This is a genomic window from Caulobacter sp. X, assembly GCF_002742635.1.
In the GTDB taxonomy this organism is placed as follows: Bacteria; Pseudomonadota; Alphaproteobacteria; order Caulobacterales; family Caulobacteraceae; genus Caulobacter.
In genome coordinates, this window is record NZ_PEGF01000001.1 from 306,007 (window position 1) to 328,745 (window position 22,739).

The 22,739-nt window shown below is 69.2% G+C and carries 17 protein-coding genes; 13 read left to right on the forward strand and 4 right to left on the reverse strand.

The window, feature by feature from the left end; all coding sequences use genetic code 11:
• Window positions 1-105 precede the first annotated feature (105 nt).
• The 11 genes from CSW60_RS01330 to CSW60_RS01380 all read left to right on the forward strand — a co-directional run bounded on the left by CSW60_RS01330 (window position 106) and on the right by CSW60_RS01380 (window position 11,419).
• Window positions 106-2,055 (forward strand): TonB-dependent siderophore receptor, encoded by a 1,950-nt coding sequence (locus CSW60_RS01330; protein ID WP_099535475.1) that lies wholly within the window; start codon window positions 106-108, stop codon window positions 2,053-2,055.
• A gap of 9 nt (window positions 2,056-2,064) precedes the next feature.
• The gene (locus CSW60_RS01335; protein WP_099535477.1) at window positions 2,065-3,081 is read left to right on the forward strand and encodes an aminotransferase class I/II-fold pyridoxal phosphate-dependent enzyme; all 1,017 of its coding nucleotides are present in this window, start codon (window positions 2,065-2,067) and stop codon (window positions 3,079-3,081) included.
• Window positions 3,071-3,916 (forward strand): ABC transporter substrate-binding protein, encoded by an 846-nt coding sequence (locus tag CSW60_RS01340; RefSeq protein WP_099535479.1) that lies wholly within the window; start codon window positions 3,071-3,073, stop codon window positions 3,914-3,916. The genes CSW60_RS01335 and CSW60_RS01340 overlap by 11 nt, the downstream gene beginning before the upstream one ends.
• The gene (locus tag CSW60_RS01345) at window positions 3,913-4,899 is read left to right on the forward strand and encodes an iron ABC transporter permease (RefSeq protein ID WP_099535482.1); all 987 of its coding nucleotides are present in this window, start codon (window positions 3,913-3,915) and stop codon (window positions 4,897-4,899) included. Before CSW60_RS01340 ends, CSW60_RS01345 begins: the two co-directional genes overlap by 4 nt.
• Entirely contained in the window at window positions 4,896-5,675 is a 780-nt protein-coding gene (locus CSW60_RS01350) for an ABC transporter ATP-binding protein (protein WP_099535484.1), read from the forward strand. Before CSW60_RS01345 ends, CSW60_RS01350 begins: the two co-directional genes overlap by 4 nt.
• A complete protein-coding gene (gene cbiB, locus CSW60_RS01355) occupies window positions 5,665-6,591 on the forward strand; it encodes an adenosylcobinamide-phosphate synthase CbiB (protein WP_099535486.1) in 927 nt (308 codons plus the stop codon). The genes CSW60_RS01350 and cbiB overlap by 11 nt, the downstream gene beginning before the upstream one ends.
• Window positions 6,579-8,039 carry a cobyric acid synthase gene (locus CSW60_RS01360; protein ID WP_099535488.1) on the forward strand — a complete coding sequence of 487 codons (1,461 nt, stop codon included), beginning with the start codon at window positions 6,579-6,581 and terminating at the stop codon, window positions 8,037-8,039. Before cbiB ends, CSW60_RS01360 begins: the two co-directional genes overlap by 13 nt.
• The gene (gene cobT, locus CSW60_RS01365; RefSeq protein ID WP_099535490.1) at window positions 8,036-9,067 is read left to right on the forward strand and encodes a nicotinate-nucleotide--dimethylbenzimidazole phosphoribosyltransferase; all 1,032 of its coding nucleotides are present in this window, start codon (window positions 8,036-8,038) and stop codon (window positions 9,065-9,067) included. The genes CSW60_RS01360 and cobT overlap by 4 nt, the downstream gene beginning before the upstream one ends.
• A 2-nt stretch (window positions 9,068-9,069) precedes the next feature.
• Window positions 9,070-9,831 carry an adenosylcobinamide-GDP ribazoletransferase gene (gene cobS, locus CSW60_RS01370; protein ID WP_099537514.1) on the forward strand — a complete coding sequence of 254 codons (762 nt, stop codon included), beginning with the start codon at window positions 9,070-9,072 and terminating at the stop codon, window positions 9,829-9,831.
• Window positions 9,828-10,340 (forward strand): tyrosine phosphatase family protein, encoded by a 513-nt coding sequence (locus CSW60_RS01375; protein ID WP_099535492.1) that lies wholly within the window; start codon window positions 9,828-9,830, stop codon window positions 10,338-10,340. The genes cobS and CSW60_RS01375 overlap by 4 nt, the downstream gene beginning before the upstream one ends.
• 194 nt (window positions 10,341-10,534) lie before the next feature.
• Window positions 10,535-11,419, forward strand: a complete 885-nt coding sequence (locus tag CSW60_RS01380; protein WP_236634194.1) for an alpha/beta hydrolase — start codon at window positions 10,535-10,537, stop codon at window positions 11,417-11,419.
• 47 nt (window positions 11,420-11,466) lie between these two features.
• Here CSW60_RS01380 and CSW60_RS01385 read toward each other — a convergent pair whose 3' ends face one another.
• From CSW60_RS01385 to CSW60_RS01400, 4 genes are all read right to left on the reverse strand, one after another.
• Window positions 11,467-13,392 carry a sialate O-acetylesterase gene (locus CSW60_RS01385; protein ID WP_099535496.1) on the reverse strand — a complete coding sequence of 642 codons (1,926 nt, stop codon included), beginning with the start codon at window positions 13,390-13,392 and terminating at the stop codon, window positions 11,467-11,469.
• A gap of 9 nt (window positions 13,393-13,401) precedes the next feature.
• Window positions 13,402-16,089, reverse strand: a complete 2,688-nt coding sequence (locus CSW60_RS01390; RefSeq protein ID WP_099535498.1) for a glycoside hydrolase family 3 C-terminal domain-containing protein — start codon at window positions 16,087-16,089, stop codon at window positions 13,402-13,404.
• Window positions 16,090-16,136: 47 nt separating this feature from the next.
• Window positions 16,137-17,681, reverse strand: coding sequence for a tryptophan halogenase family protein (locus tag CSW60_RS01395; protein ID WP_099535500.1), 1,545 nt, complete (start codon window positions 17,679-17,681; stop codon window positions 16,137-16,139).
• Between the two features lie 65 nt (window positions 17,682-17,746).
• The gene (locus CSW60_RS01400) at window positions 17,747-20,605 is read right to left on the reverse strand and encodes a TonB-dependent receptor (protein WP_099535502.1); all 2,859 of its coding nucleotides are present in this window, start codon (window positions 20,603-20,605) and stop codon (window positions 17,747-17,749) included.
• 388 nt (window positions 20,606-20,993) lie between these two features.
• Between CSW60_RS01400 and CSW60_RS01405 the strand changes: the two genes are divergently transcribed.
• Both CSW60_RS01405 and CSW60_RS01410 read left to right on the forward strand, forming a co-directional pair.
• On the forward strand, window positions 20,994-21,677 hold the full coding sequence (locus tag CSW60_RS01405; protein ID WP_099535504.1) for a SapC family protein: 684 nt from the start codon (window positions 20,994-20,996) through the stop codon (window positions 21,675-21,677).
• A 20-nt stretch (window positions 21,678-21,697) separates the two neighbouring features.
• A complete protein-coding gene (locus CSW60_RS01410; RefSeq protein WP_099535506.1) occupies window positions 21,698-22,708 on the forward strand; it encodes a cupin-like domain-containing protein in 1,011 nt (336 codons plus the stop codon).
• The last annotated feature ends 31 nt before the right edge of the window (window positions 22,709-22,739 follow it).

Consider the following 22,739-nt stretch of genomic DNA (forward strand, 5'->3'; position numbering starts at 1 on the left):
GAGAAACGACAGTCAATGGACCGCGCGACGGTCCGAGTTCGCGCGTGGTCCGCCTCGTGCGAGCCGGGCTGGCGCGTGGGTCGTTCAGTAGGGGAAGAAAGAACCATGATCCGAGCTTTTCTGAGCTCCACCGCGCTTGCCACCACCCTGATCGCCGGCGTCGCCATGGCCGATGACCAGAAGGCCCCCGAGGCCGACGTCGCCGGCGCGACCGGCGCCAACGGCGTCGCCCAGGTTGTCGTCACCGCCACCCGCACCGCCCAGCCGATCGAGAAGGTCGGCGCGTCGGTGACCGTGCTGACCCAGCCGGCCATCGAGGCCAGCCAGGCGATCTCGGTCGTCGAGCTGCTGGCCCAGACGCCGGGCGTCAGCTTCACCCGCAACGGCGGGCCGGGCACTTCGACCACGCTCAACATCCGCGGCGCCGAAGGCCAGCACACCGTCGTCCTGATCGACGGCGTCAAGCTGAACGACCCGTCCTCGACGCAAGGCGGCTTCAACAGCGGCAACCTGCTGGTCGGCGACATCTCGCGCATCGAGATCTTGCGCGGCGCCCAGTCGACCCTGTGGGGCAGCCAGGCCATCGGCGGCGTGGTCAATATCGTGACCGCCGAACCGACCACGCCGTTCTCCAGCTCGATCGACGCCGAGGCCGGCGCGCGCAAGACCGGCTATCTGCGGGCCGGCGTCGGCGGCGCCAGCGACAAGATCACCTGGCGCGTCGCGGGCGGCTACTACACCACCGACGGCTTCTCGGCCTACAAGCTGGGCAAGGAGAAGGACGGCTACCAGAACGCCGGCCTGTCGGGCCGCCTGCGCGTGGCGCTGGCCGAAAACGTCTCGGCCGAGGTCCGTTCGGTCTATTCGAAGGGCAAGAACGATTTCGACGGCTTCAACGTCGATGATCCCGAATTCGGCCGCACCGAGGAACTGGTGATCTATACCGGCCTGAACTTCGGCCTGCTGGACGGCCGCTGGAACAACCGGGTCGGCTACGCCTACACCGACACCGACCGCGAGAACTACAATCCGGCCCGCCCGACCGTGCCGCTGACCTTCGATGCGGCCGGCAAGAACAAGCGCTGGGAGTACCAGGGCGTGTTCGCGGTGACCGACCTCGTGACCGCCACCTTCGGCGCCGAGACCGAGAAGGCTCGGATGCGCACCCGCTCGCCGTCGACCAGCAAGCCGAACCCGGCCTTCGCCACCGGCAAGGTCGGCGTCGACAGCCTCTATGGCCAACTGCAGGCCGAGGTCGTTCCGGGCCTGACCCTGACCGCCGGCGTGCGCTACGAGGACCACGACACCTATGGCAGCCACACCCTGGGCCAGGCCTCGGCCGCCTGGGCCTTGAACGAGGGGAACACGGTCCTGCGCGCCAGCTTCGGCCAGGGATTCCGGGCTCCGGGCCTCTACGAGCTGTTCAGTGAGTACGGCAACCTGAACCTCTCGCCCGAGAAGTTCGACAGCTGGGACGCCGGCGTCGAGCAGCGCTTCCTGGGCGGCAAGGCCCGGGCCGTCGCCACCTGGTTCCACCGCGAGGCCGATAACGAAATCCGCTACTTCTCATGCTCAAGCGCGGCGCAACCGATGTGCGCGCCGGGCGGCGTGTTCCGCTATGGCTATTACAACAACGTCCTGAAGACCAAGACGCAAGGTCTTGAACTGATTGGTGAATATAAGCCGATTGAGGGCCTGGTCCTATCGGGCAACTACACCTATACCGACGCCGAAACCGACTCCGGCTCGGCCAAGGGCAAGCAGCTGACCCGCCGTCCGAAGAACATGGGCAACCTGTCGGCCACCTATGTCTGGCCGGTGAAGCTGTCGACCACTGTCGCCGTGCGCTACGTGGGCAAGACCTACAACAACGACCTCAACACCCAGGTGGTGAAGGACTACACGCTGGTCGACCTGCGCGCGTCCTATCCGCTGAAGTCGGGCCTGGAGGTCTTCGCCCGCGTCGAGAACGCGTTCGACAAGGACTATCAGACCATCCTGAACTACGGGACGCCCGGTCGCGGCGCCTTCGTGGGCCTGCGGGCGCGCTTCTAGGGCGCGGACATGGCGTCGATCCCCCACCTCGGCGCCTTCCGACATGGCGGCCGTCTCCGCGAGGCGATGGCCGCCTATCCGGACGTGCGCGAGCCCTGGCTCGATCTTTCGACCGGGATCAATCCCGAGCCCTGGCCAGGCGCGCGCGCGCCTGACCGCGCCCTGCGCTCTCTGCCCGATCCTTCCGCTCTCGCGGCGCTGGAGGCGGTCGCCGGCCGCGCCTTCGGCGTCGTCGATCCCCGACGTGTCGTGGCGGTCGGCGGCGCGGATATCGCGCTGAGGCTCCCACCGCTTCTGCTGGGCGAGGGCGACGTCGCCCTGGTCGCGCCGATCTACGGGGGCCACGTCGAGGCCTGGGCCAGCCGCAAGCCGCAGATGGTCGCGACGATCGATGATCGGCGCGCGGCGGACGCGGACATCCTCGTCCTGGTCAACCCAAATAACCCGGACGGCCGGCAAGTGGGGCGCGACGCGCTGGCGGATCTCGCCGCGGCGCGATCGGCCCAGGGGCAATGGACGATTGTCGACGAGGCGTTCGTCGAGACCACGCCGCAGCTTAGCGTGGCGGATCTCGAGATCGAGCGTCTGGTCGTGCTGCGCTCGTTCGGCAAGTTCTACGGCCTGCCAGGAGCGCGGCTGGGATTTGTCATCTGCGGCAACCTCTTATCGCAACAATTTCGCGTCGTTCTAGGGGATTGGCCGGTCTGCGCAGACGCCCTGGCCCTGGGGCTTGGCGCCTATGCCGACGAGACCTGGCGCGCGACCACGGCCGCCTGCCTGGCGTCCCAAGCCCGCAATGTTGACGCGGTTCTCAGCGCCGCCGGGCTCGGCGTCGTTGGCGGCTGCGATCTCTTCCGTTGGGTCGAAACGCCGGACGCGCATCGGCTGTTCGTCCGGCTCTGCGCTCAGGGCGTCCTGACGCGGCCGTTCGCGGAGCATCCCACGCGCCTGCGCTTTGGCATTCCATCGCGCGACCACCTCGAACGGCTGCGCCAGGCGCTGCAGGCGGTGCGACATGTCGCTTAGCCGCCGCAACGTCGTGGGAGGGGCCCTGGCCCTCGGCGCGGCGACGCCGGCCGTGGCTGGCCCTCGGCGGATCGCCTCGCTGAACGCCTGCCTCGACGCGATGCTCGTGCATCTGGCCGACCGCTCGCAGATCGCCGCCCTCAGCCACTACGCGCGCGAGCCGCGGGGCTCCACCGTGGCGGCGCAGGCGCGGACCCTGCCGTTTACCTGGGAGACCGCCGAGGAGATCATCGCGCTGCAGCCGGATCTCGTTCTGGCCAGCCAGCACTCGGCCCTGGCGACCCGCAACGCGCTGAAGCGTCTGCATGTCCCCGTCGAGCGCTTCGCCGTGCCCAAGACGGTCGAGGAGAGCCTTGGGCAGGTGCGGCGCATGGCGCGGCTGATCGGCCGTCCCGAGCGCGGCGAGCAGCTGGTCGCCCGGATCCGGGCCGCCATCGTCGAAGCGACGCCGCGTCCGGGGTCTCGGCGGTTGAGCGCTTTGATCTATCAACCCAATGGCTTCGCGGCGGGACCTCACACGCTGGCCGACGAGATGATGACCCTGGCCGGCTTCGACAATGTCGCGCGGCGGTATGGCCTGAAGTCCTGGGGAAACGTGCCCTTGGAGCTGCTGCTGGCCGATCCGCCCGAGGTGCTGCTCGTCGGCGAGCCGGCGCCCGGCGCGCGCAGCTGGGCCGACCGGGTCATGACCCATCCGGCGCTCGGCGCGCTGAAGGGCAGGATGAGGCAGGCCCGCTTTCCCGAGCGGCTGCTCTATTGCGGCGGACCGGTGCTGATCCAGTCCGCCCAGGCCATGGCCCGCGCCCGCGCCGAAGTCCTGGAAGAGACCGAATGAGAACCCGATCGACATGGCTGGCGTGCGGCGTCCTGGGCGTGGCGTTGATCGGGCTGTTCGTCGCCAGCCTCTGCGCGGGACGGGTCTGGACGCCCTGGAGCGTCTGGGTCTCGAACGGCGCCGATCCCCGCTGGGCGATCGTCTTTGGCCTGCGGTTGCCGCGCACGATCCTGGCGCTGTTGGTCGGCGGCGCTCTGGGCCTGAGCGGCGCGGCGCTGCAGGGCTACACCCGCAATCCGCTGGCCGATCCGGGCGCGATGGGCGTGTCGTCGGCCGCCGCGATGGGCGCCGTGCTGACGCTCTATCTGGGGACCGCGGCCCAGGCCAGTTGGATCCTGCCGGCCGCGGCCATGGTCGGGGCCGGCCTTGGCGTCGCGGCGCTGCTGGCGCTGGCGGGCGTGACGTCCAGCATCGTCACCTTCATCCTGGCCGGTTTCGTCATCCAGACGGTCTGCACGGCGGGCATTTCGCTGGCTTTGAACCTCGCGCCCAACCCCTGGGCGGTCGACGAGATCGTCAGCTGGGTGATGGGCTCGCTGGCCGACCGCAGCGTCGAGGAGGTGTGCATCGCCGCGCCGGGCATCGTCGCCGGATGTCTCGTCATGCTGACCCAAGGCCGCGCCCTGGACGCGCTCACCTTGGGCGAGCAGGGCGCGCGGTCGCTGGGCGTCAGCCTGACGCGGACCCGCCTGCTGCTCGCGGTCGGGGTGGCCCTGGCCGTCGGCTCGAGCGTGGCGGTGACGGGCGTCATCGGTTTCGTCGGGCTGATCGTGCCGCACCTGCTGCGGCCCTGGGTCGGCTCGCGGCCCGGCGCGGTGCTCCTGCCGTCGCTGCTGGGCGGCGCGGCCCTGACGCTGGGCGCCGACATCCTGGTCCGCCTGACCCCGGCCGCCGAGGAGGTCAAGCTGGGCGTCGCCACGGCCGCCCTGGGCGGGCCGTTCTTCCTCTGGATGCTGGTGGCGATGCGCAGGAGGCTGGCGTGAGCGATGACCTGATCGCCGAGGCGGTGAGCCTGACCCTGGGCGGACGCCCGGTCCTCAACCAAGTCACCGCGCGGTTCCGTAAAGGCGAGCTCGTCGCGATCGTCGGCCCCAACGGCGCGGGCAAGTCCAGCCTGCTCTCCTGCCTTGCCGGCCTCAGGCGGCCCAGCACGGGCCGCGTGACTCTGAACGACGCCATCGTCGCGGACATTCCCGGGCGCGATCGCGCGAAAGCGATGGCCTTCCTGGCTCAATCGCCGGAGATCGCCTGGGACGTCGATGTTCGGACCTTCATCGGCCTTGGGCGCACGCCGCATCTGGGGGCGTTCGGGCCTAGCGCGGAGGACGCCCTGGCCATCGAGCAGGCGATCGCGACCACCGGGCTAGGCGACTTCGCGTCGCGCGCCATCACCCGGCTGTCGGGCGGCGAGCGGGCGAGGGCGCTGATCGCCCGCGCGCTGGCGGGCCAGACCGACTGGCTGCTGGCCGACGAGCCTCTCACAGGTCTTGACCCCCGACACGCCCTGGACACCGTCGGCCTGTTCCGCCGGCTGACGCATGACGAGGGCAAGGGCGTCATCGTCACCTTGCACGACCTGACCCTGGCCGCGCGCTTCGCCGACCGCGTGCTGCTGCTGGATCGGGGCTGCCTGGTCGCGGACGGCCCGCCGGGCCAGGCCCTGACGCCGCAGGCGCTGGCCATGGCCTATGGCGTGCGGACCCGCACCCACGCCGGCGCGGCGGGGCCGCTGATCGAGATCCTGCGCCGTGTGGACTAGCCCGTGGATCGTGCTGGCCGCGGCCGCCCTGGAAGCCTTGATCGGCTATCCCGAGGCGCTGCACCGGCGCGTTCCCCATCCGGTCGTCTGGATCGGCGCTCTGATCTCGAAGCTGGAGGCGGCGCTGAACCGCGCGGCCTGGAGCGACGGCGCGCGACGTCTCACAGGCGTTGCGACGCTACTGACGATCATCTTCGTGAGCGGCCTCACAGGTTGGCTGCTCCAGAGTTTTGGCGGCCCCCTTGTCGTGGCCGTCGTCGGCACGCTGGGCTTGGCGCAACGCAGCCTCTACCAACATGTCGCCGCCGTCCTGAGACCGCTGCAAGCCGGCGACCTGCCGGCGGCTCGCGAGGCGGTCGGCATGATCGTCGGTCGCGACGTCCAGCGCCTGGAGGCCGGCGAGGTCGCCGCCGCCGCGATCGAGAGCCTGGCCGAGAGCTTCAACGACGGCGTGGTCGCGCCGATCTTCTGGTTCGTGGTCGCCGGCCTGCCGGGCCTGTTCGTCCACAAGGCGGTCAACACCGCCGACAGCCTGATCGGCCACCGCGAGCCGCGCTGGCGCGCGTTCGGCTGGGCCTCGGCGCGCTTCGACGATCTCTTGAACCTGGCGCCCGCACGGCTGGCCGGCGCTCTGATCGCACTGGCCGGGCGCGGCGGCTGGTCGGTGATGGTTCGCGATGCGCCCAAGCACGCCTCGCCCAACGCCGGCTGGCCCGAAGCGGCGATGGCTGGCGCGTTGGGCGTGCGCCTGGGCGGCGCGGCCTGGTACGACGGCGAGCGGACCGAGCGGCCGGTGTTTGGCGATGGCCGGGCCGTCCAGGTCGACGACCTGTCGCGCGCGCTGCGGATCTACGTGGCGGCCTGCGCGATCCTATGGCTGCTTCTGGCGTGCGGAGGGCTGGCATGGCCGCGTTGATGATCCAGGGTTGCGGCTCCGACGTCGGCAAGTCGGTGCTGGTGGCGGGCCTCTGCCGTCTGTTCGCCAATCGCGGCCTGACCGTTCGGCCGTTCAAGCCGCAGAACATGTCCAACAACGCCGCCGTCACCGCCGAGGGCGGCGAGATCGGTCGCGCCCAGGCCCTGCAGGCCATCGCCTGCCGCACCCCGCCCACCGTCGACATGAACCCGGTGCTGCTGAAGCCCCAGAGCGACGTCGGCGCCCAGCTGGTCGTGCGCGGCCGGATGGCGGGGACCTGGAAGGCCAGCGGCTACCAGGCGCGCAAGGGCGAGCTGCTGGGCGTCGTCGTCGAGAGCTTTCGCCGGCTCGAGGCCGAGAGCGACCTCGTCATCGTCGAAGGGGCGGGAAGCCCGGCCGAGGTCAACCTGCGGGCCGGCGACATCGCCAATATGGGTTTCGCGCGGGCCGCGGACGTGCCGGTCGTGCTGGTCGGCGACATTGATCGAGGCCACGTGATCGCGGCTCTGGTCGGCGCCCACGCGGTGCTGGACGAGGGCGACCGCGCCATGGTGCGCGGCTTCCTGATCAACAAGTTCCGAGGCGATCCGGCGCTGTTCCAGGACGGACGTCGGATGATCGTCGAGGCGACGGGCTGGCCGGACCTCGGCATGGCCCCGTGGCTGGCGGCGGCGCGGCGGCTGCCGGCCGAGGACGCGGTCGTGCTGGATGGCGCGTCCCGCCTGGGTGGGCGCAAGGTCCGCATCGTCGTCCCGATGCTGTCGCGCATCGCCAATTTCGACGAGTTCGACGCCTTGCGCGCCGAACCCGACGTCGATTTCGCCTTCGTTCCGCCCGGCCAGCCGCTGCCGGGCGACGCCGATCTCGTCATCCTGCCAGGGACCAAGGCGACGCTGGCGGACCTGGTCTTCTTCCGCGCGCAGGGCTGGGACATCGACCTCTTGGCCCACGTCCGGCGCGGCGGGCGGGTGCTGGGCGTCTGCGGCGGCTTGCAGATGCTGGGCCGGCGCCTGTCCGATCCCGACGGCGTCGAGGGCGCGCCGGCGTCGGCGGAGGGGCTCGGCCTGCTCGACGTCGAGACGGTGATGACCGACCAGAAGACCCTGCGCCATGTGACCGGCCGGCTGCCGGGCGGCGCGCGCTTCGAGGGCTATGAGATGCATGTCGGCCGCACGGCTGGCGGCCAGCGGCCAATGCTGCGGTTCGACGACGGCGGCGAGGACGGCGCCATCTCCGCCGACGGCAAGGTGCGCGGCTGCTACGTCCACGGCCTGTTCGACACCGGCGAGGCGCGGGCCGAACTGCTGGCTGAACTGGGCGCGGCGTCGGATCGCCTGGACCAGTCCGCGCGTGTTGATCAGGCGCTGGACGACATCGCGGCCGCCCTGGAGGCGGCGTTCGACATTCCCGCCTTGGCGGCCATCGCCGGCCTGGAGATCTCCCGATGAACCTGCCCGCTGTCTCTCCGGTCGACCTTGCTGGCGCCGAAGCCCTTCGCGCCCAGCTCGACGCCAAGGCCAAGCCGCTGGGCGCCCTGGGGCGGATCGAGGATCTGGCCGTGCGGCTGGGCCTGATCGCGGGCGGTCCGCCGCCGACGTTCGAGCGCGCCTTGTTGCTGGTCTTCGCCGGCGACCACGGCATGAACGCCGAGGGCGTGTCAGCCTATCCCTCGGCCGTCACCCAGGCGATGGTGGCGACCTTCCTGGCCGGCAAGGCCAGCGCTAACGCTTTCGCCCGCGCCGTCGGGGCGGACCTGCGGGTGGTCGACGCCGGCGTCGATGCGGAGCTGGCGCCGCATCCGGAGCTGACGAACGCCAAGGTCCGGCGCGGAACCCGCAACGCCGCCGTCGAGCCCGCCTTGACCCTGGCCGAGGCCGAGCAAGCGCTGGCGCGGGGCGCAGACATCGCCCGTCAGGCGCTCGCGGACGGCTTCGAGATCCTCGCCCTGGGCGAGATGGGCATTGGCAACACCGCCTCGGCGGCCCTGCTGATGCATCGCTTGGCGCCCGCGCCGCTGGCTGAATGCGTTGGCCGAGGGGCAGGCCATGACGAGGCCGGTTTGGCGCGAAAGACCGCCGTGCTGGAGCGGGCCGCCGCCCGTAGCGCGGCCACCGAGCCGTTGGATGTGCTGGCGCAGTTCGGCGGGCTGGAGATCGCCATGATGGCCGGCGCGATCATCGGCGCGGCCTCGGCCAAGGTTCCTGTCCTGGTCGACGGCTTCATCGTCTCCGCGGCCGCCCTGGTCGCGATCCGGCTGGTCCCGGAAGCCAAGGACTACTGCGTCTTCTGCCACCGCTCGGCCGAGCAGGGGCACAGCCGATTGTTGGCGTCGGTCGAGGCGGATCCCCTGCTGGCGCTGGACCTGCGCCTGGGCGAGGGGACGGGCGCCTTGCTGACGCTGCCGTTGGTGCGGGCCGCCTCGCGCCTGCTGAGCGACGTCGCCAGCCTGGACGACGTGCTGAACGGGCGGCTGTGACCGTGGGCTGGCTCACGCGCCAGGCGCGGTTGTTGCTCTGCGCTATCCAGTTCCTGACCCGGATTCCGACGCCCGCGTTGAAGCGGTTCGAGAGCGACTGGATCACGCGAGCCGCGCGCTATTTTCCTTTGGTTGGACAGGGTGTTGGCGCGATTTCTGCAGGTGTCTTCTTCCTCGGCTTCCAGGTCTGGGGCGCGGGCGTGGCGGCGGTGCTGGCCCTGGGGGTGGGCCTACTGGTCACGGGCGCCTTCCACGAGGATGGCCTGGCTGACACGGCCGACGGTCTGGGCGGCGGCCAGACGGCGCGGCGTCGCCTTGAGATCATGAAGGACAGTCGCATTGGGACATATGGCGTCTGCGCCCTTGTCGTCGCCCTGGGCTCGAAGGCGGCGCTGCTGGCGAGTTTCACCGCACAGGTCGGCGCCCTTGTTCTGGTGGCGGCGCACGGCGTGGGACGGGCCGCGGCGGTCGTCGTCATGCGGACGACGCCTTACGCGCCGTCTGGCGAACCGGGGAAGTGGAAGCCAACGCCGATGGGCGTACGGACCGGGGAGGTGATCGCCGCCCTGGTCATCGCGATTTGGCCATTGCTGCTACTGCCCATGCCTGCCGTTGGGCTGGGCTTGGCGGTGGGGAGTGTCGCGGCGCTGCTTCTGGCGCGGACCTCTATCCGGCTGATCGGCGGCCATACCGGCGACGTGCTGGGCGCGGTCGAGCAGGTGTTCGAGGTCGGCTTCCTCCTGGGCGTGGCGGCGCTGGCGTGAGGCTGATCGTCTGCCCAGGCTCGGCGGTCGAGACGCTGCTGGCGCGCGAGCCTGTCGATCACGTGCTGACGCTGGCTTCGCCGGACGCCGAGGTGGCCGCACGCGACGTCCCGGCGACCGTGCTGCGCTTCAACGATATTACCGAGCCCCGGCCGGGCCTCATCTCGCCAAGCGCCGAAATGATCCGTACGGTCATCACACTAGGTCAGGAACTTCCAGCTGAGGCGACCCTGCTGGTCCACTGCTTCGCCGGCGTCAGCCGTTCGCCGGCCGCCGCCTATGTCCTGGCGTGCGCGGCGAGCGCGTCGGGCGATGAGGCCTCCATCGCGCAACGTCTTCGCATGGTGTCGCCCAAGGCCACGCCTAACGCCCTGATGGTCTCTCTGGCCGACCAGATTCTCCATCGCGGCGGCGCCATGAGCGCGGCGATCGCGGCGATCGGTCGGGGCGCCGACGCCTATGAAGGCGACGTGATCGACTGGACGCTGGGCGGCCCTGCTCGCGCCTAGGTTCGTCGGTGACGGCGCCCGACCCTAAAATTGATGGGACCGCTAACAATCGCCGTGACAGGCGCGCCAGATTTTGTAGGAGTAATGCTGAGCCGCGCCACAAGCGGTCGATAACAAGCATTGGGAGCGAGAACGAAATGGGGTTCTTCGGTAAAAGGACCGGTCGCGCGGGGGCCTTGGCGACGGGCTTGGCGATGGCCTGGCTTATGTCCACGCCCGCCTCGGCGCAGAACGACAAGATGACGCCGATCGCGATCCCGGCGCAGCCGAACGCGATCACCCTGAACACCGGACCTCTGCCGGGCGCGACCAATCCGGAGAGCTGGCACAGCCAGTACGGCAGCGTTTTCGCGCGCAACGTCACGGTCGCGACCCTGACGCCGTTCTTGCCCGATCCCGCCAAGGCCACGGGCGTGGCCGTGATCGTCGCGCCGGGCGGCGGCTTCCGGACCCTGTCGATGGAGAACGAGGGCTGGGACGTCGCCAAGGCCCTGGCCGACAAGGGCGTCGCCGCCTTCGTCCTGAAGTACCGCCTGAACCAGACGCCGGCCGACATGCCCGGCTTCGAAGCCTCGATGAAGGCGATGTTCTCGGGCGTCGCCCGCGCGCCGCGCATGGACCCACAGTCGGCGGTCACGGCGCTGGCGCCGCAGCTGGCCGACTCTCGCGCCGCCTTCGCCCTGATCCGCTCGCGAGCGGCCGAGTGGCATGTCGATCCGGACCGTATCGGCATGGTCGGCTTCTCGGCCGGCGCCATGCTGACCCTGACCACGACCCTGGCGGTCGAGGACGCCAAGCCGGCCTTCATCGGTCTGATCTACGGATCGCTGGCGCCGGCGGCCGTGCCGGCCGATGCGCCGCCGATGTTCTTCGCCCTGGCGGCGGATGACCCCCTGTTCGGCAACAGCGGCTTTGGCCTGATCGAGAGCTGGCGCGCGGCCAAGCGGCCTGTCGAGTTCCACCTCTACGAACAGGGCGGCCACGGCTTTGGCATGTACAAGAAGAAGACCACCAGCACCGGCTGGTTCGACGCCTATGCCAGCTGGATGGCCATGCACGGCTACATGAGCAAGAAGTAGGGCGCTCGCGGCCGCCGCCTGGCTTGGGCGGCGGCCGCTTCCGGCCTTCAGGGCACCGGAACCTCGAACGGGCCGACCGGAAGGTCCGCGTCGTCGAACAGATTGACCACCGGGCTTTCGGCCCAGGCGTAACGGACACGGTCCACCGGCTGGCCGTCGCCGCTCAGCATCACCTTGTCGTCCTGGGCGCGGGCGTTGGCGAAGCGGCAGACGCCGCCGCCGCACAGCTCGAAGCCGATCGCTACCGCGCCGCTGCGCGGGGCGAGGGCGCCCGTCACATCCTTGAACGTTAGGGTGACGCCGCCGCTGGCGTCGCGAGCCGCCGCAGCGATGCGCGGGCCCGACGGCGCGACCGCTTCGCCATAGGCGATGGCGCGCATGGCGCGAGCGGCGCGACGGCCGACCTCCTGCTTCTCGCCGGGATGGATGTCTAGCGGATCGCCATGGTCGATGGTGATGACGACGGCGGCGTGGCCGTCGGCTTCGACGACCCGGCGCTGGACGTCGCGGACCTCAGCCCAGCCATTTTCGACCGGCCGCTTGGCGGTGTCGCCATAGGCCGACAGTTGCACGATGGCGAACGGCAGGTTCGGCGTCTCGAACCGGGCGCGCCAGTCCTTCAGCATCGCCGAGAGGCGGCGGTCATAGCCGGGCAGGCCGGTGTCGGACTCGCCCTGGTACCAGGCCACGCCCGCCAGCCCGACCGGGCCCAGCGGCGCGATCATGCCATTGTAGAGCGTGCCCGCGCCATTGATGTCGTCCCATGGCGAGCGCGGGGCGTTGGACTTCGAGCGCCCAGCCGGGGCGTAGCGCCAGCCCTGGTCGAGCGGCAGGCTAGTCCCGTCGTCGAACCGGAGTTGCAGGGCATTGGCCGGACCCAGCATGCCGCCGTCGGCATAGACGTTGTCGGCGTTGACCAGGATGACGTTGCGGCCCTCGCGCAGGACGCCCGGTTTCAGGCGATACTGGCGCGCGCGGCCCAGGCTGGTCCCGCCGACCGGCTGGCCGTTGACCCAGGTCCGGTCCGCGTCGTCGATGGCGCCGAGCCCCAGCACCGAGGCCTGACGGGCCTGATCGGCGGTCAGGGTCACCTCCGTCTTGAACCAGACCATGCCGAGATAACCCTTCATCTCGGGAAGGCCCCAGCGATTGAACGAGCCGATGACCGGAACAGGCTTCCATTCGAGGCTAGTATCGTCGCGCCAGGGTTCGCGGCCGTTAGCGAGGCCAGAGGTTTCGCGCCACCAAGCCTCCCACTGACTGGCCACCGCCTTCTCCGCCGCGGTCGTGTCGCGCGTGTAGAGCGCCAACGTCCTGGCCGGCTCGCCCAGGCCCGCTTGCGCCAGGCCATCGGGCGACAGCCAGGCCGACTGCCGCGAGCCGCCCCAGCTGGCGTGGATCAGGCCGATCGGGGCCTTGGTCGTCTCGCGCAGGGACTGGCCCATGTAGAAGCAGACCGCCGAGAACTTGCCGATCGTCGCCGGCGTCGCGGCCGCCCATACCGGCGGGGCGTCCAGCTTGTCCTGCGGAGCGAAGGCCAGGCGCTTTGGGACGGTCATCAAGCGGATCTGCGGATCGCTGGCGCCCCAGATCTGAAAGCTGTTCTGCGACTGCTCGGTCGTCAGCTCCATGTTGCTCTGACCCGAGCATAGGAAGACGTCGCCGATCAGCAGGTCGTCGAACACTTGCTGGCCGCTGGGCGCCTCGACCAGCAGCCGATAGGGACCGCCGGCGTCCAGCGCGGGCAGGGCGAGGCGGAAGCGTCCAGCCTTGTCGGCCTGAGCGCTCACCGTCTTGCCGGCGAGGTTGGCCGAGACGGTCTCGCCCGGCAGAGCCTTGCCGGTCAGAACGATCGGCCGGTCGCGTTGCAGGACGGCGTGGTCGCCCAGCGCGCCATCGAGGGTTGGCGCGGCCGAGGCGGAGGTTGCGAGCGCCAGGATGGCGGCGCTCGCGAGAAGAGCCTGGATATTCAAGTCGTCCTCCTACTTCGGCAGGGCCACGGCCTGCGCCACCGAGAAGTCGGCCGAGCGGCCGGGAACGCCACTGTCCGGCTGGCCCGAGCCGACGCTGACCTTATAGGCGCCCACAGCGACCTGGCGCATCCCGTCGGCGTCGACCGAGCTCAAGTCGCGGGGCGAGAGCGAGAAGGTCACCGACTTGGCCTCGCCGGGCTTGAGGCTGACGCGCTGGAAGCCGCGCAGGGCCACGCGCGGCGCGCCCGGGGTGTCGGGGAAGTTCAGGTAGAGCTGAGCCACCTCGTCGCCGGCGCGCGCGCCGACGTTGCGGACCGTGGTGGTGACGCGCAGGCCCTGGCCGGCGTCGCCCTTGACCGGCTCGACCTTCAGCGGCGCGTAGTCGAACTTCGTGTAGCTGAGGCCGTAGCCGAACGGATAGACCGGCTGACCCGTAAAGTAGCGATAGGTCCGTCCGTCCATCCGGTAGTCGCCGAACGGCGGCAGGTCGTCGACCGACTTGTAGAAGGTCAGCGGCAGGCGGCCCGACGGATTGGTCTTGCCCGTCAGGACGTTGGCGATGGCCAGGCCCCCAGACTGGCCTGGGTACCAGGCCTCCAGGATCGCCGAGGCGTTGTCCTTGGCCCAGGAGAGGTTCAGCGGGCTGCCATTCATGGCCACCACGATCAACGGCTTGCCCAGCGCCTTGGCCTGCTCCAGGAGGGCTTGTTGGTCGGCGGGGATATCGAGCGTGGTCTTGTCGCCGCCCTTGAAGCCGGGGATCTCGACCGGCGACTCCTCGGCCTCAAGATCCGAGGTCAGGCCGACCACGGCGACCAGCACGTCGGCCTGGGCCGCGGCGGCCTTCAGCTCGGCGGTCGGATCGGTCGAGATCCGCTTCCAGACGAGATCGACGCCGGAGAGCGCGTGCGCTTCCGACATCACCTCGATCGCGTAGCGGCGGCCCTTCTCCAGCTTGATGGTCTTCATCGTCGGCAGGCTGCCCCAGCCGGACTTTTTCAGGTCCGCGAACGGCTTGCCGTCCAGCTTCATCTCGCCGTTGAAGCCAGTCAGGCCCAGACGATAGGTCCCGGTCTCCGGCGGAACCAGGAAGCCGGTCCAGACCACGCGATGGTGGTCGAGCACGGTGGGCAAATCGAGGCTTCGCGCGGCGACATTGGCCTCGACGCGGCTGACAACAGGCTGGTCGGCGAAGCGCATCTTGGAGACGATCTCGCCGAAGGTCCCCGGCTCGAAGCGTTTGGGCGGCGGCTCGGTCGGGTTGTAGTAGCGCGCCAGCAGGCCCGGCTTGCCGTCGGGCGACCGCAGGGCCGAGGTCGGGACCTTATCGCCGTCGGTGTAGGATTGGCTGAACGGGGCGTAGGCGACCTTGGCGCCCGGCAGGGCGCGGCGCAGGCCGTCGACCACAGAGATCGGCGGGGCCGACAGGGCCGAAGAGTAGTTGCCGCGCAGCACGCGGGTGGCGTCGCCCAGCGGGCCGATCACCGCCACGCGCAGGCCGGGCTTCAGCGGCAGCAGGCCGTCGTTCTTCAAAAGGACAAGACTCTTCTCGCTGGCGGCCAGGGCCAGGGCTTCGTGCTCGGGCGTGATGACGGCGGCCGGCGCCTTGGGCGCGGTCTCGACGGGGCGCACGCCCGGCAGGTCGCCGACGCGCAGGCGGGCCGAGTAGAGACGCACCAGCGCCTGGTCGACGTCGCCGATCGTGATCAGGCCTTGCCGCAGCGCGTCGCGATACCGGTTCGAGAGGCCCGCCGTATCGGTCAGGGTCGCGCCGTTGCACTCGTTGTCGACGCCGGCGCGCACGGCGGCGGCCACGGCGGCCGCCGCGTCGGGCGCGTATTTGTGATTGTCGGCGATGTCCTTGACCGCGTCGCAGTCCGAAACGACGTAGCCGTTGAACTTCCAGGCCCCGCGCAGGTGGTCCTTCAGCAAGAGGTCGCTGGCGCAGGCTGGTTGGCCGTCGATGCGGTTATAGGCGCACATCACCGAGCCGGCCTTGGCCTCGACGATCGCCGCGCGGAAGGCGGGCAGGTAGGTGTCTTCCAGGTCGTGGCGCGAGACATAGACGTTGGCGTGATGGCGGGTGGACTCCGGGCCGCTGTGGACCGCGTAGTGCTTGGGCGTCGCGATCACCTGGGGCAGGTCGGGATCGGGACCCTGGACGCCCTCGACGAAGGCCACGCCCATGCGCGCGGTCAGGTGCGGATCCTCGCCATAGGTCTCCTGGCCGCGGCCCCAGCGCGGGTCGCGGAAGATGTTGATGTTGGGCGACCAGGTGTCGAGGCCCGTGCCGATGCGGCCCATGCGGCCCGTGGCGCGCGCCAGGGTGTGCAGGCCGCGCACCTCCGCGCCGATCGCGCCGCCGACGTCCTTGACGAGATCGGTATCGAAGGTGGCCGCCAGGCCGATCGGTTCGGGGAAGTTGGTGGTCGGCAACGAGCCCAGCGCGCCATGCAGCGACTCCGTCCACCAGTTGTAGGCGGGCACGCCCAGGCGCGGGATCGCCGGGGCGGTGTTGAGCAGCTGGTCCAGCTTCTCCTCGGTGGTCATCTTCGCCACGAGGTTGGCCGCCATCTGGTCGGCCTTCTGACGGGCCGGGGAGGCGGTCTGCGCCTGTGCGACGGGCGCGAGGCCCAGCGCCAGGCTAAGGCACAGCGCGGTGCTCGCGCCCAGACGGCGCCGTGAAGACCTGGACATGGATTTCCCCTCGAACTGAAAACTTGAATGGGTGTCGCCAGAGGCGCTCAGACCGGCTGGAGCCCGTGCTCGACGATCTTGCGGATCAGGTCGCGATGCCGGGGCAGCGCAGCGCGCAGGCGCTCGGTCTGCAGGGCGTTCTCACGCAGGGCGCGCTGGGCCACCGCCGCCTCGTCGGCTAGGGCTTCGCGCTCGACCTCGGTCCGGAAGCCCATGCCATAGAGCACGTACTGATAGCTGGCGGCCGGGAAGACTTCCTCGACGCGATCGAACTCCTCGTGCAGCCACGGCGGCTGGTGCCGCCACAGACGCAGCAGGTCGGACAAGCGCTCGGGGATCGTGTCGGGATCGTGGTTGTCCCGCCAAAAGGCGGAGTCGTTCCGCTGGCTCAGTACATAGTGCAGCTTCAGGAAGTCGATGATCCGGCCCCATCGGTACTGGGTGGCGGCGTTGAAGCGGCCGGCGATGACATCCATCACCTCGCGGCAGGCCGGCATCTGCTCGGCGATCAGCTTGGCCGACAGCTCGATCAACACGATGGCCGAGGCCTCCAGTGGCTCCAGGAAGCCGGCGGCCAAGCCTACCGCCACGCAGTTTCGCTTCCAGAAGATCTCGCGATGCCCCGAGCGGATGGCGATCTTGCGGACGGGGAGGTCGCGGCCGGCGGGGCCGACATAGGCGCGCAGCTCGCGCTCGGCGTCCTCGTCAGAGATGTGGCGGCTGGAGAAGACATGGCCGACACCCCGCCGGGTGGGCAGGCCGATGTCCCAAATCCAGCCCGCCGACTGGGCCGTCGAGATGGTGTGGGTGGAGATCGGGCTGCTCTCGCTCTCGTACGGAACTTGGATCGCGAGGGCGGTGTCGCAGAAAAGGACGTCGCCGCAGTCCTTGAACGGCACGCCCAACGCCTCGCCCAGCAGCAGGGACCGGAAGCCGGTGCAGTCGACGAAGAGGTCGCCCTCGATCTCGCCGGCCTGCTCGGTGATGATGGCGCGGATATCGCCGTCTTCGGCGAGATCGACGCGTTGAACGTCGGCGAGCACATGGCGCACGCCCAGCTTCTCGCAGCAATGGCGCTGCAGGAACGGCGCGAACTTGCCGGCGTCCAGGTGGTAGGCGTAGTTGGCCGCGCCCTGGTACGGGGCGGCGGTGATGGTCTTGGGCGCCAGGCCCTCGTCGCAGAGCACGCCCTGCGGGCAGACCGCGTCGCAGAAGCTGACGTCTCCGCCATTGGCCAGCCAGTGCGGCGCGAGGTTCACCTGCGCGAAGGCCTGGGGCAGCACCAGCGGGTGGTAGTAGGCGTCGTCCTCGGCGCCCGTTGTCCAGCGGGCGAACTTGGCGCCCTGCTTGAAGGCGGCGTCGCACTCGCGGAAGAAATCGGTTTCGGAGACCCCGATCTTGGCCAGGGTCGTGCGCAGGGTCGGCCAGGTGCCTTCGCCGACGCCAATGATCGGCGTGTTGGGCGACTCCACCAGGGTGACCGTGAAACCCGAGACCCGCCGCGCCTTGTGCTTGGCGGCGATCACGCCCGCGGTGAGCCAACCGGCGGTGCCGCCGCCGACGATGACGATGTTCTTGACCGGACGGACCATGGAGATCGAACGCTGTAAAGAACGGCTGGGAGCGCCATTGACGCTCCCAGCCAGGGGGAGTGCAACTAGAAGCGGAAGCGCGCGCCCGCCGTGTACCGACGGCCGTACGCGAAGACGTCCAGCAGTTGGTTGTCGAACCGTCCGTGAGTGCTCTGGGTCTCGTTGGTGAGATTCAGAGCCTCGAAGAACAGGTTGATCTGCTTGGTCAGGGCGTAGCTGGTCGAGAAGTCGATCTGCAGGTTCGGGTTCTCGAACGTTGGCTCCGACCCAAAGGCGCCGGTGTTCTGGTTCTGACCAAAGCCGCGCAGGTACTCCTTGCGGTAGTTGACCGCCACCCGCGCCTCGAGGCCGTTCTTGTCATAGAAGGCCACCAGGTTGGCGGAGTTGGCCAAGCCGGTGATCGCGAAGCCGCTCTGCGAGATGTCCTTCGGATCGTAGGGCTTGTTGGTGTCGACGAAGGTGGCGTTGGCGTTGAAGCCGAAGCCACTGTCGCCGAACACGTGCTGCCAGGCCAATTCCACACCACGCACGGTGGCTTCGGGCCCGTTCACCTGCTGGGTCACGGCGAAGATCGCCGGCTGGCCGGTGCTCGGGTCGATGACCCCGTTGATGTTCTGGCGCGTGGTGCCGCCGACGATGAAGTTGCTGACATCCTTGATGAAGAAGTTCACCGCCGCGTACGAGTTCGGCTTGTAGTACCACTCCACGGCCGCGTCGAAGTTGTCGGCGAGGTAGGGTTTCAGCGTGGGGCTGCCGCCGCTGGCCGTCAGGGCGCCGACCCGCTGGCCCGTGCCCACGCTGGCGACGGGCGTCAGCAGGTTCAGGCTGGGACGGGTCAGGGTGCGCGAGGCGTCGAGCCGCAGGTGGATCGCCTCGGTCAGCTCCAGCTTCATGTCGACACTGGGGAGCAGATACGAATAGTTGCTCTTGGTCGACACGCTCTGAGGCGGGCTGAGGGCGACGGTCAGCAGCGTCGGGTCGCCTGGATTGCGAGTGATCCCCGTCGGCACCTGGCCAAAGCCCTTGGACGTGACGTGGGTGTTCTCCTCGCGCACGCCGGCGTTGAAGTGGAACGGCATGCCGGCCACGTCGACGTCGAAATTGGCCTTCACGAACAGCGACCAGGTCTTTTCGGTGATGTCCCGGATGCTGCCGTTGTCGCGGGCCAGATCGATCGTGCCCGTGTAGCCGTTGACGCCGCCGTAGTTGAAGCCTGGGATGTTCTTGGCCTGCGGGTTGCCCAGGCCTTCCAGGAACTTCTGGTACTCGCGGGCGTCGAACTTCAGCAGGTAGGGCGGCAGGGCGCCGTCGAAGCCTGGGATGAAGTTGTTGGTGCTGACGCGATCGGTGAACAGGCTGGCCGGAACCAGCACGCCGCCGTTGTTGCCCGAGGGCGGGCCGTAGCCTGAGTAGACCTGCCAGAAGTTGTTGACGAAGGTGTTGGCCTGTTCGAACTGGTAGTGATCCTCCAGGTAGGTTCCGCCCGCCTTGATGCGGAACCCTTCCTGCTCCCAGCTGCCCGAGAAGCGCACCTGCTTGACCACGTCGGTGTTCTGCTGGGCCGAGCGGACCGTGACGTGCGAGCCGAGCACCGAGGTGTCCGCCCAGCGCGCGGCGTCGGCGTTCGGGCCGTAGTTGTGCAGCACGGGGATCGTGTTCTTGCTGCCGCCGCCGATGCTGATTCCCAGGGACGGACCGATGCCGAAGCCGTAGCCGACGTCGGCGTTCTCGCTGGTGACCTTGCCGTCCGGGTTCTGCCAACTCTTGGCGTAGCTGCCGTCAGCCTCGAACTTCAGATTTTCGGAGACCTCCCACTGGACGTTCAGACCGGTCTGGTTGGTCTGCAGGATCGAGCGGTCGGTGCCGGCCACGAAATCGGTCTGCGAGCCCGACTGGGTGAAGTCGACCGTCGTGCCGTTCGGGTCCAGTTTGACGTTCCGCAGGCCTTCCTGGTTGAACCAGATGCCGAAGCCGAAGTTGTCGGCGCGGATGTTCTGGCGCGAATAGTTGTCGTCCAGGGTGACCGTGACGCCTTCGGCCGGGTTCCATTGCAGGGCGATGCGGCCGTCGATCCGCTCGTCCTTCGTATAGATCTGGCTGGCGCCGTACTGCTGCTCGAACCAGCCGAGAACACTCTTGTTAGCCGCGGTCAGCTGGCCCGGCGCGCAGGTCGGGGTCAGCTGGCACGGCGCATAATAGCCGCCCGGCCAGCCGCTGACATAGACGCGGTTGGTCTGGGTGTCGTGGCGCGTGTACATGCCATCGACCAGGACGCCGAACTTGTTGTCGGCGAAGGTGTCGCTGAACAGAGCGCCGATGGTCGGCACGATCTTGCCGGCGTCGTCCTGCAGCGAGCCGGACGCGGTGACCGCCATGCGGCGGCCCGGCTTGTCGAAGGGCTTGGGGAAGGCGACGTTGACGGTGGCGCCGATCGAGCTGCTCGACAGCGACACGTCCGGCGTCTTGTAGACGCTGAGGCCGCCCACGAAGTCCGCGCCGACGGTGCTGAAGTCCACCGAGCGGCCGCCGGTGGCCGTCGAGATCCGGCGCCCGTCATAGAGGGTTTCGTTGAAGTCGCCGCCGAAGCCCCGGACGGTGATGCCTTGCGGTTCGCCGCGCGAGCCGGACCGCTGGATCGACACGCCCGGAAGACGCTGCAGCGAGGCGGCGACATTGGCGTCCGGGAACTTGCCGATGTCCTCGGCCGAGATCGCGTCGACGACGCCGGGCGAGGATCGCTTGATGTCGAGGTTGCGCTGCAGGGAGCCGCGCAGGCCGGTGATGACCACCTGTTCGACAACGCTGGAGTCGGAGGCCTTCTGGCCGCCCGCCTGGGGCTCCGCCTCGGCCGGGGCGTTGAGCGCCGAAGCCGTGGCGATCGCTTCGTCCGACGGACGCTCGGCCGCTTGCGCGACGCCGAACACCGTCAGGGCCAGCAGGCTCGAAGCGCCCGCAAGCGCAACCTTGGATGCGCCTGATCGCCTGATTTTACTCAGGTTACTAGGATTAGTCCCTCTCATCGTTTCCCCTCCTGAGGTTATGGATGACTCTTTGCCGGCGATGCAGCGCCGGGTGATCCGAGATCGCGATGCGTCTCGAATTTCCTTGTCAGAGAGGGTGTTTAGGCGGTCCTGTGATATCCTGGCGCATATAACTCCTCCCTGCATATTGTTGTTATGTGAGGGACGGTAACGCGCAAAGGTAGCGGTATCAATGTATATTTTGTCGGTGTTATTATTGCGGCCAAATCCTGGGCGTGTGATCGTGGGTTGAGGTATCGTCCTGGAAACAAGGGGCGAGGGGAGGAAGCCTTTGGCCGACCTGGAACAGCTGAACGCCAACGACCACGCGGGCCTACGTCTGGGCGATCCGCCGGGGCGGCGACCGCACTTCGTGCAGATCGTGGCGGCCGAATTCGCGACGGCCGCGGCGGCCTGTCCGATCTTCCTGACCAAGAACGCCGAGACCGGCCAGTTCTACGCCGGGGCCATGTTCGGCTTCGAGCCCGGCGAGAACCTGCTGGACGCCACCGAGGGCGGCGCGCGCCTGTTCCAGCCCTTGGATCTGGAGCGCCAGGGCTTCTTCATCGGGCCCGAGGGCGAGGTGCTGGTCGATCCCGGCCATCCGCGATTCTCCACAGGACGTGGAGCGGCGCTGTTCGAAAGCGACGGTCAGCCCAGCCAGTCCGCTAGGCGCATCCAGCAGGCCCTGGGTCGCCTGCAGGCCGGCGTGCGCGATACCGACGCCTTCATCCAGGCGCTGTTGGCTCACAAGCTGGTCGAGCCGATCGACATCGACCTGTCGTTCGACGACGGCCGCAGTCTCAGTCTCGGCGGTCTCTACACCGTCAGCCTGGACAGTCTGGGGGAGCTCGATGACGCCGCCGTCTTGGAGTTCTTTCGCAGCGGACGACTGCAACTGGCCTACGCCATGGCCGGCTCGCTGAAGCAGCTCTCGCGCCTGGCGGCGCTGCGCAACGACAGGCTGGCCGCGTGACGGGGAGCGAGACGGCGCCCATGCGCGTCGTCGAGGTCGAGGCGCTGGCCGGCCTGGATCCGGCGACGTTCAATCGCGAGATCATGGTCGCCTGTCAGCCCGTTGTGCTGCGCGGCGTCTGCCGCCCTTGGCCGGTCAGCCGGGAGGCGGCGCAGGGCTGGGATCGCCTGGCCGCCTACTTGTCGCGCCTGGACGCTGGTCGCTCTGGCGAGGCCTTCATCGGCGCGCCGGCGATCGCGGGCCGCTACGACTACGGCCAGGACCTCGAAGGCTTCAATTTCAAGCGCGAGTCCCTGTCCGTCGGGCGGGCGCTGCAGCGCATCGACGCGGCCGCCGCCGATCCGTCGCTGGAGAGCGTCTATCTGGGCTCTCTGCCGGCCGACGACTACTTCCCCGCCTTCGCGACCGAGAACCCGGTCGGCTTCCTGCCACCGACCGCGCGACCGAGGCTGTGGTTGGGCAACGCCAGCCATGTCGCCTGCCATTACGACGCTTTCGACAACCTGGCCTGCGTCGTCGCGGGCCGCCGCCGCTTCACGCTCTATCCGCCGGACGCGATTGGCGACCTCTATGTCGGTCCGATCGACCACACCATGGCTGGGCAGCCCGTCGCCCTAGCGGCCGGCGCCGCGCCGGACGATCCGCGCTATCCCCGTTTCGCCGCCGCCCAGGCGCGCGCCCTGGTCGTCGAGCTCGAGCCTGGCGATGGCCTCTATTTGCCCAAGCTATGGTGGCATCAGGTCGAGGCGCTGGAGCCGCGCAACTTGCTGGTCAACTACTGGTGGGACGGTTTCGCGGCGGGGCCTGACGCGCCCTATGCGGCGATGATGCTGTCGATGATCACCCTGGCCGAGCGCCCCGAGGCGGAGCGCCTCGCTTGGCGCGCCTTCTACGACCACTACGTCTTCCGCCCGCACGGCCATCCGCTGGCCCACCTGCCGGAAGAAAAGCGCGGCGCCCTGGGCTCGCTGGCGGGCGACGCCTATGGCCGGATCCGCGCCTTCGTCATGCGGACATTAAGGGGCGGGTAGGGCGCCGGGCGAACCGGCGCCCCCTCCTGGA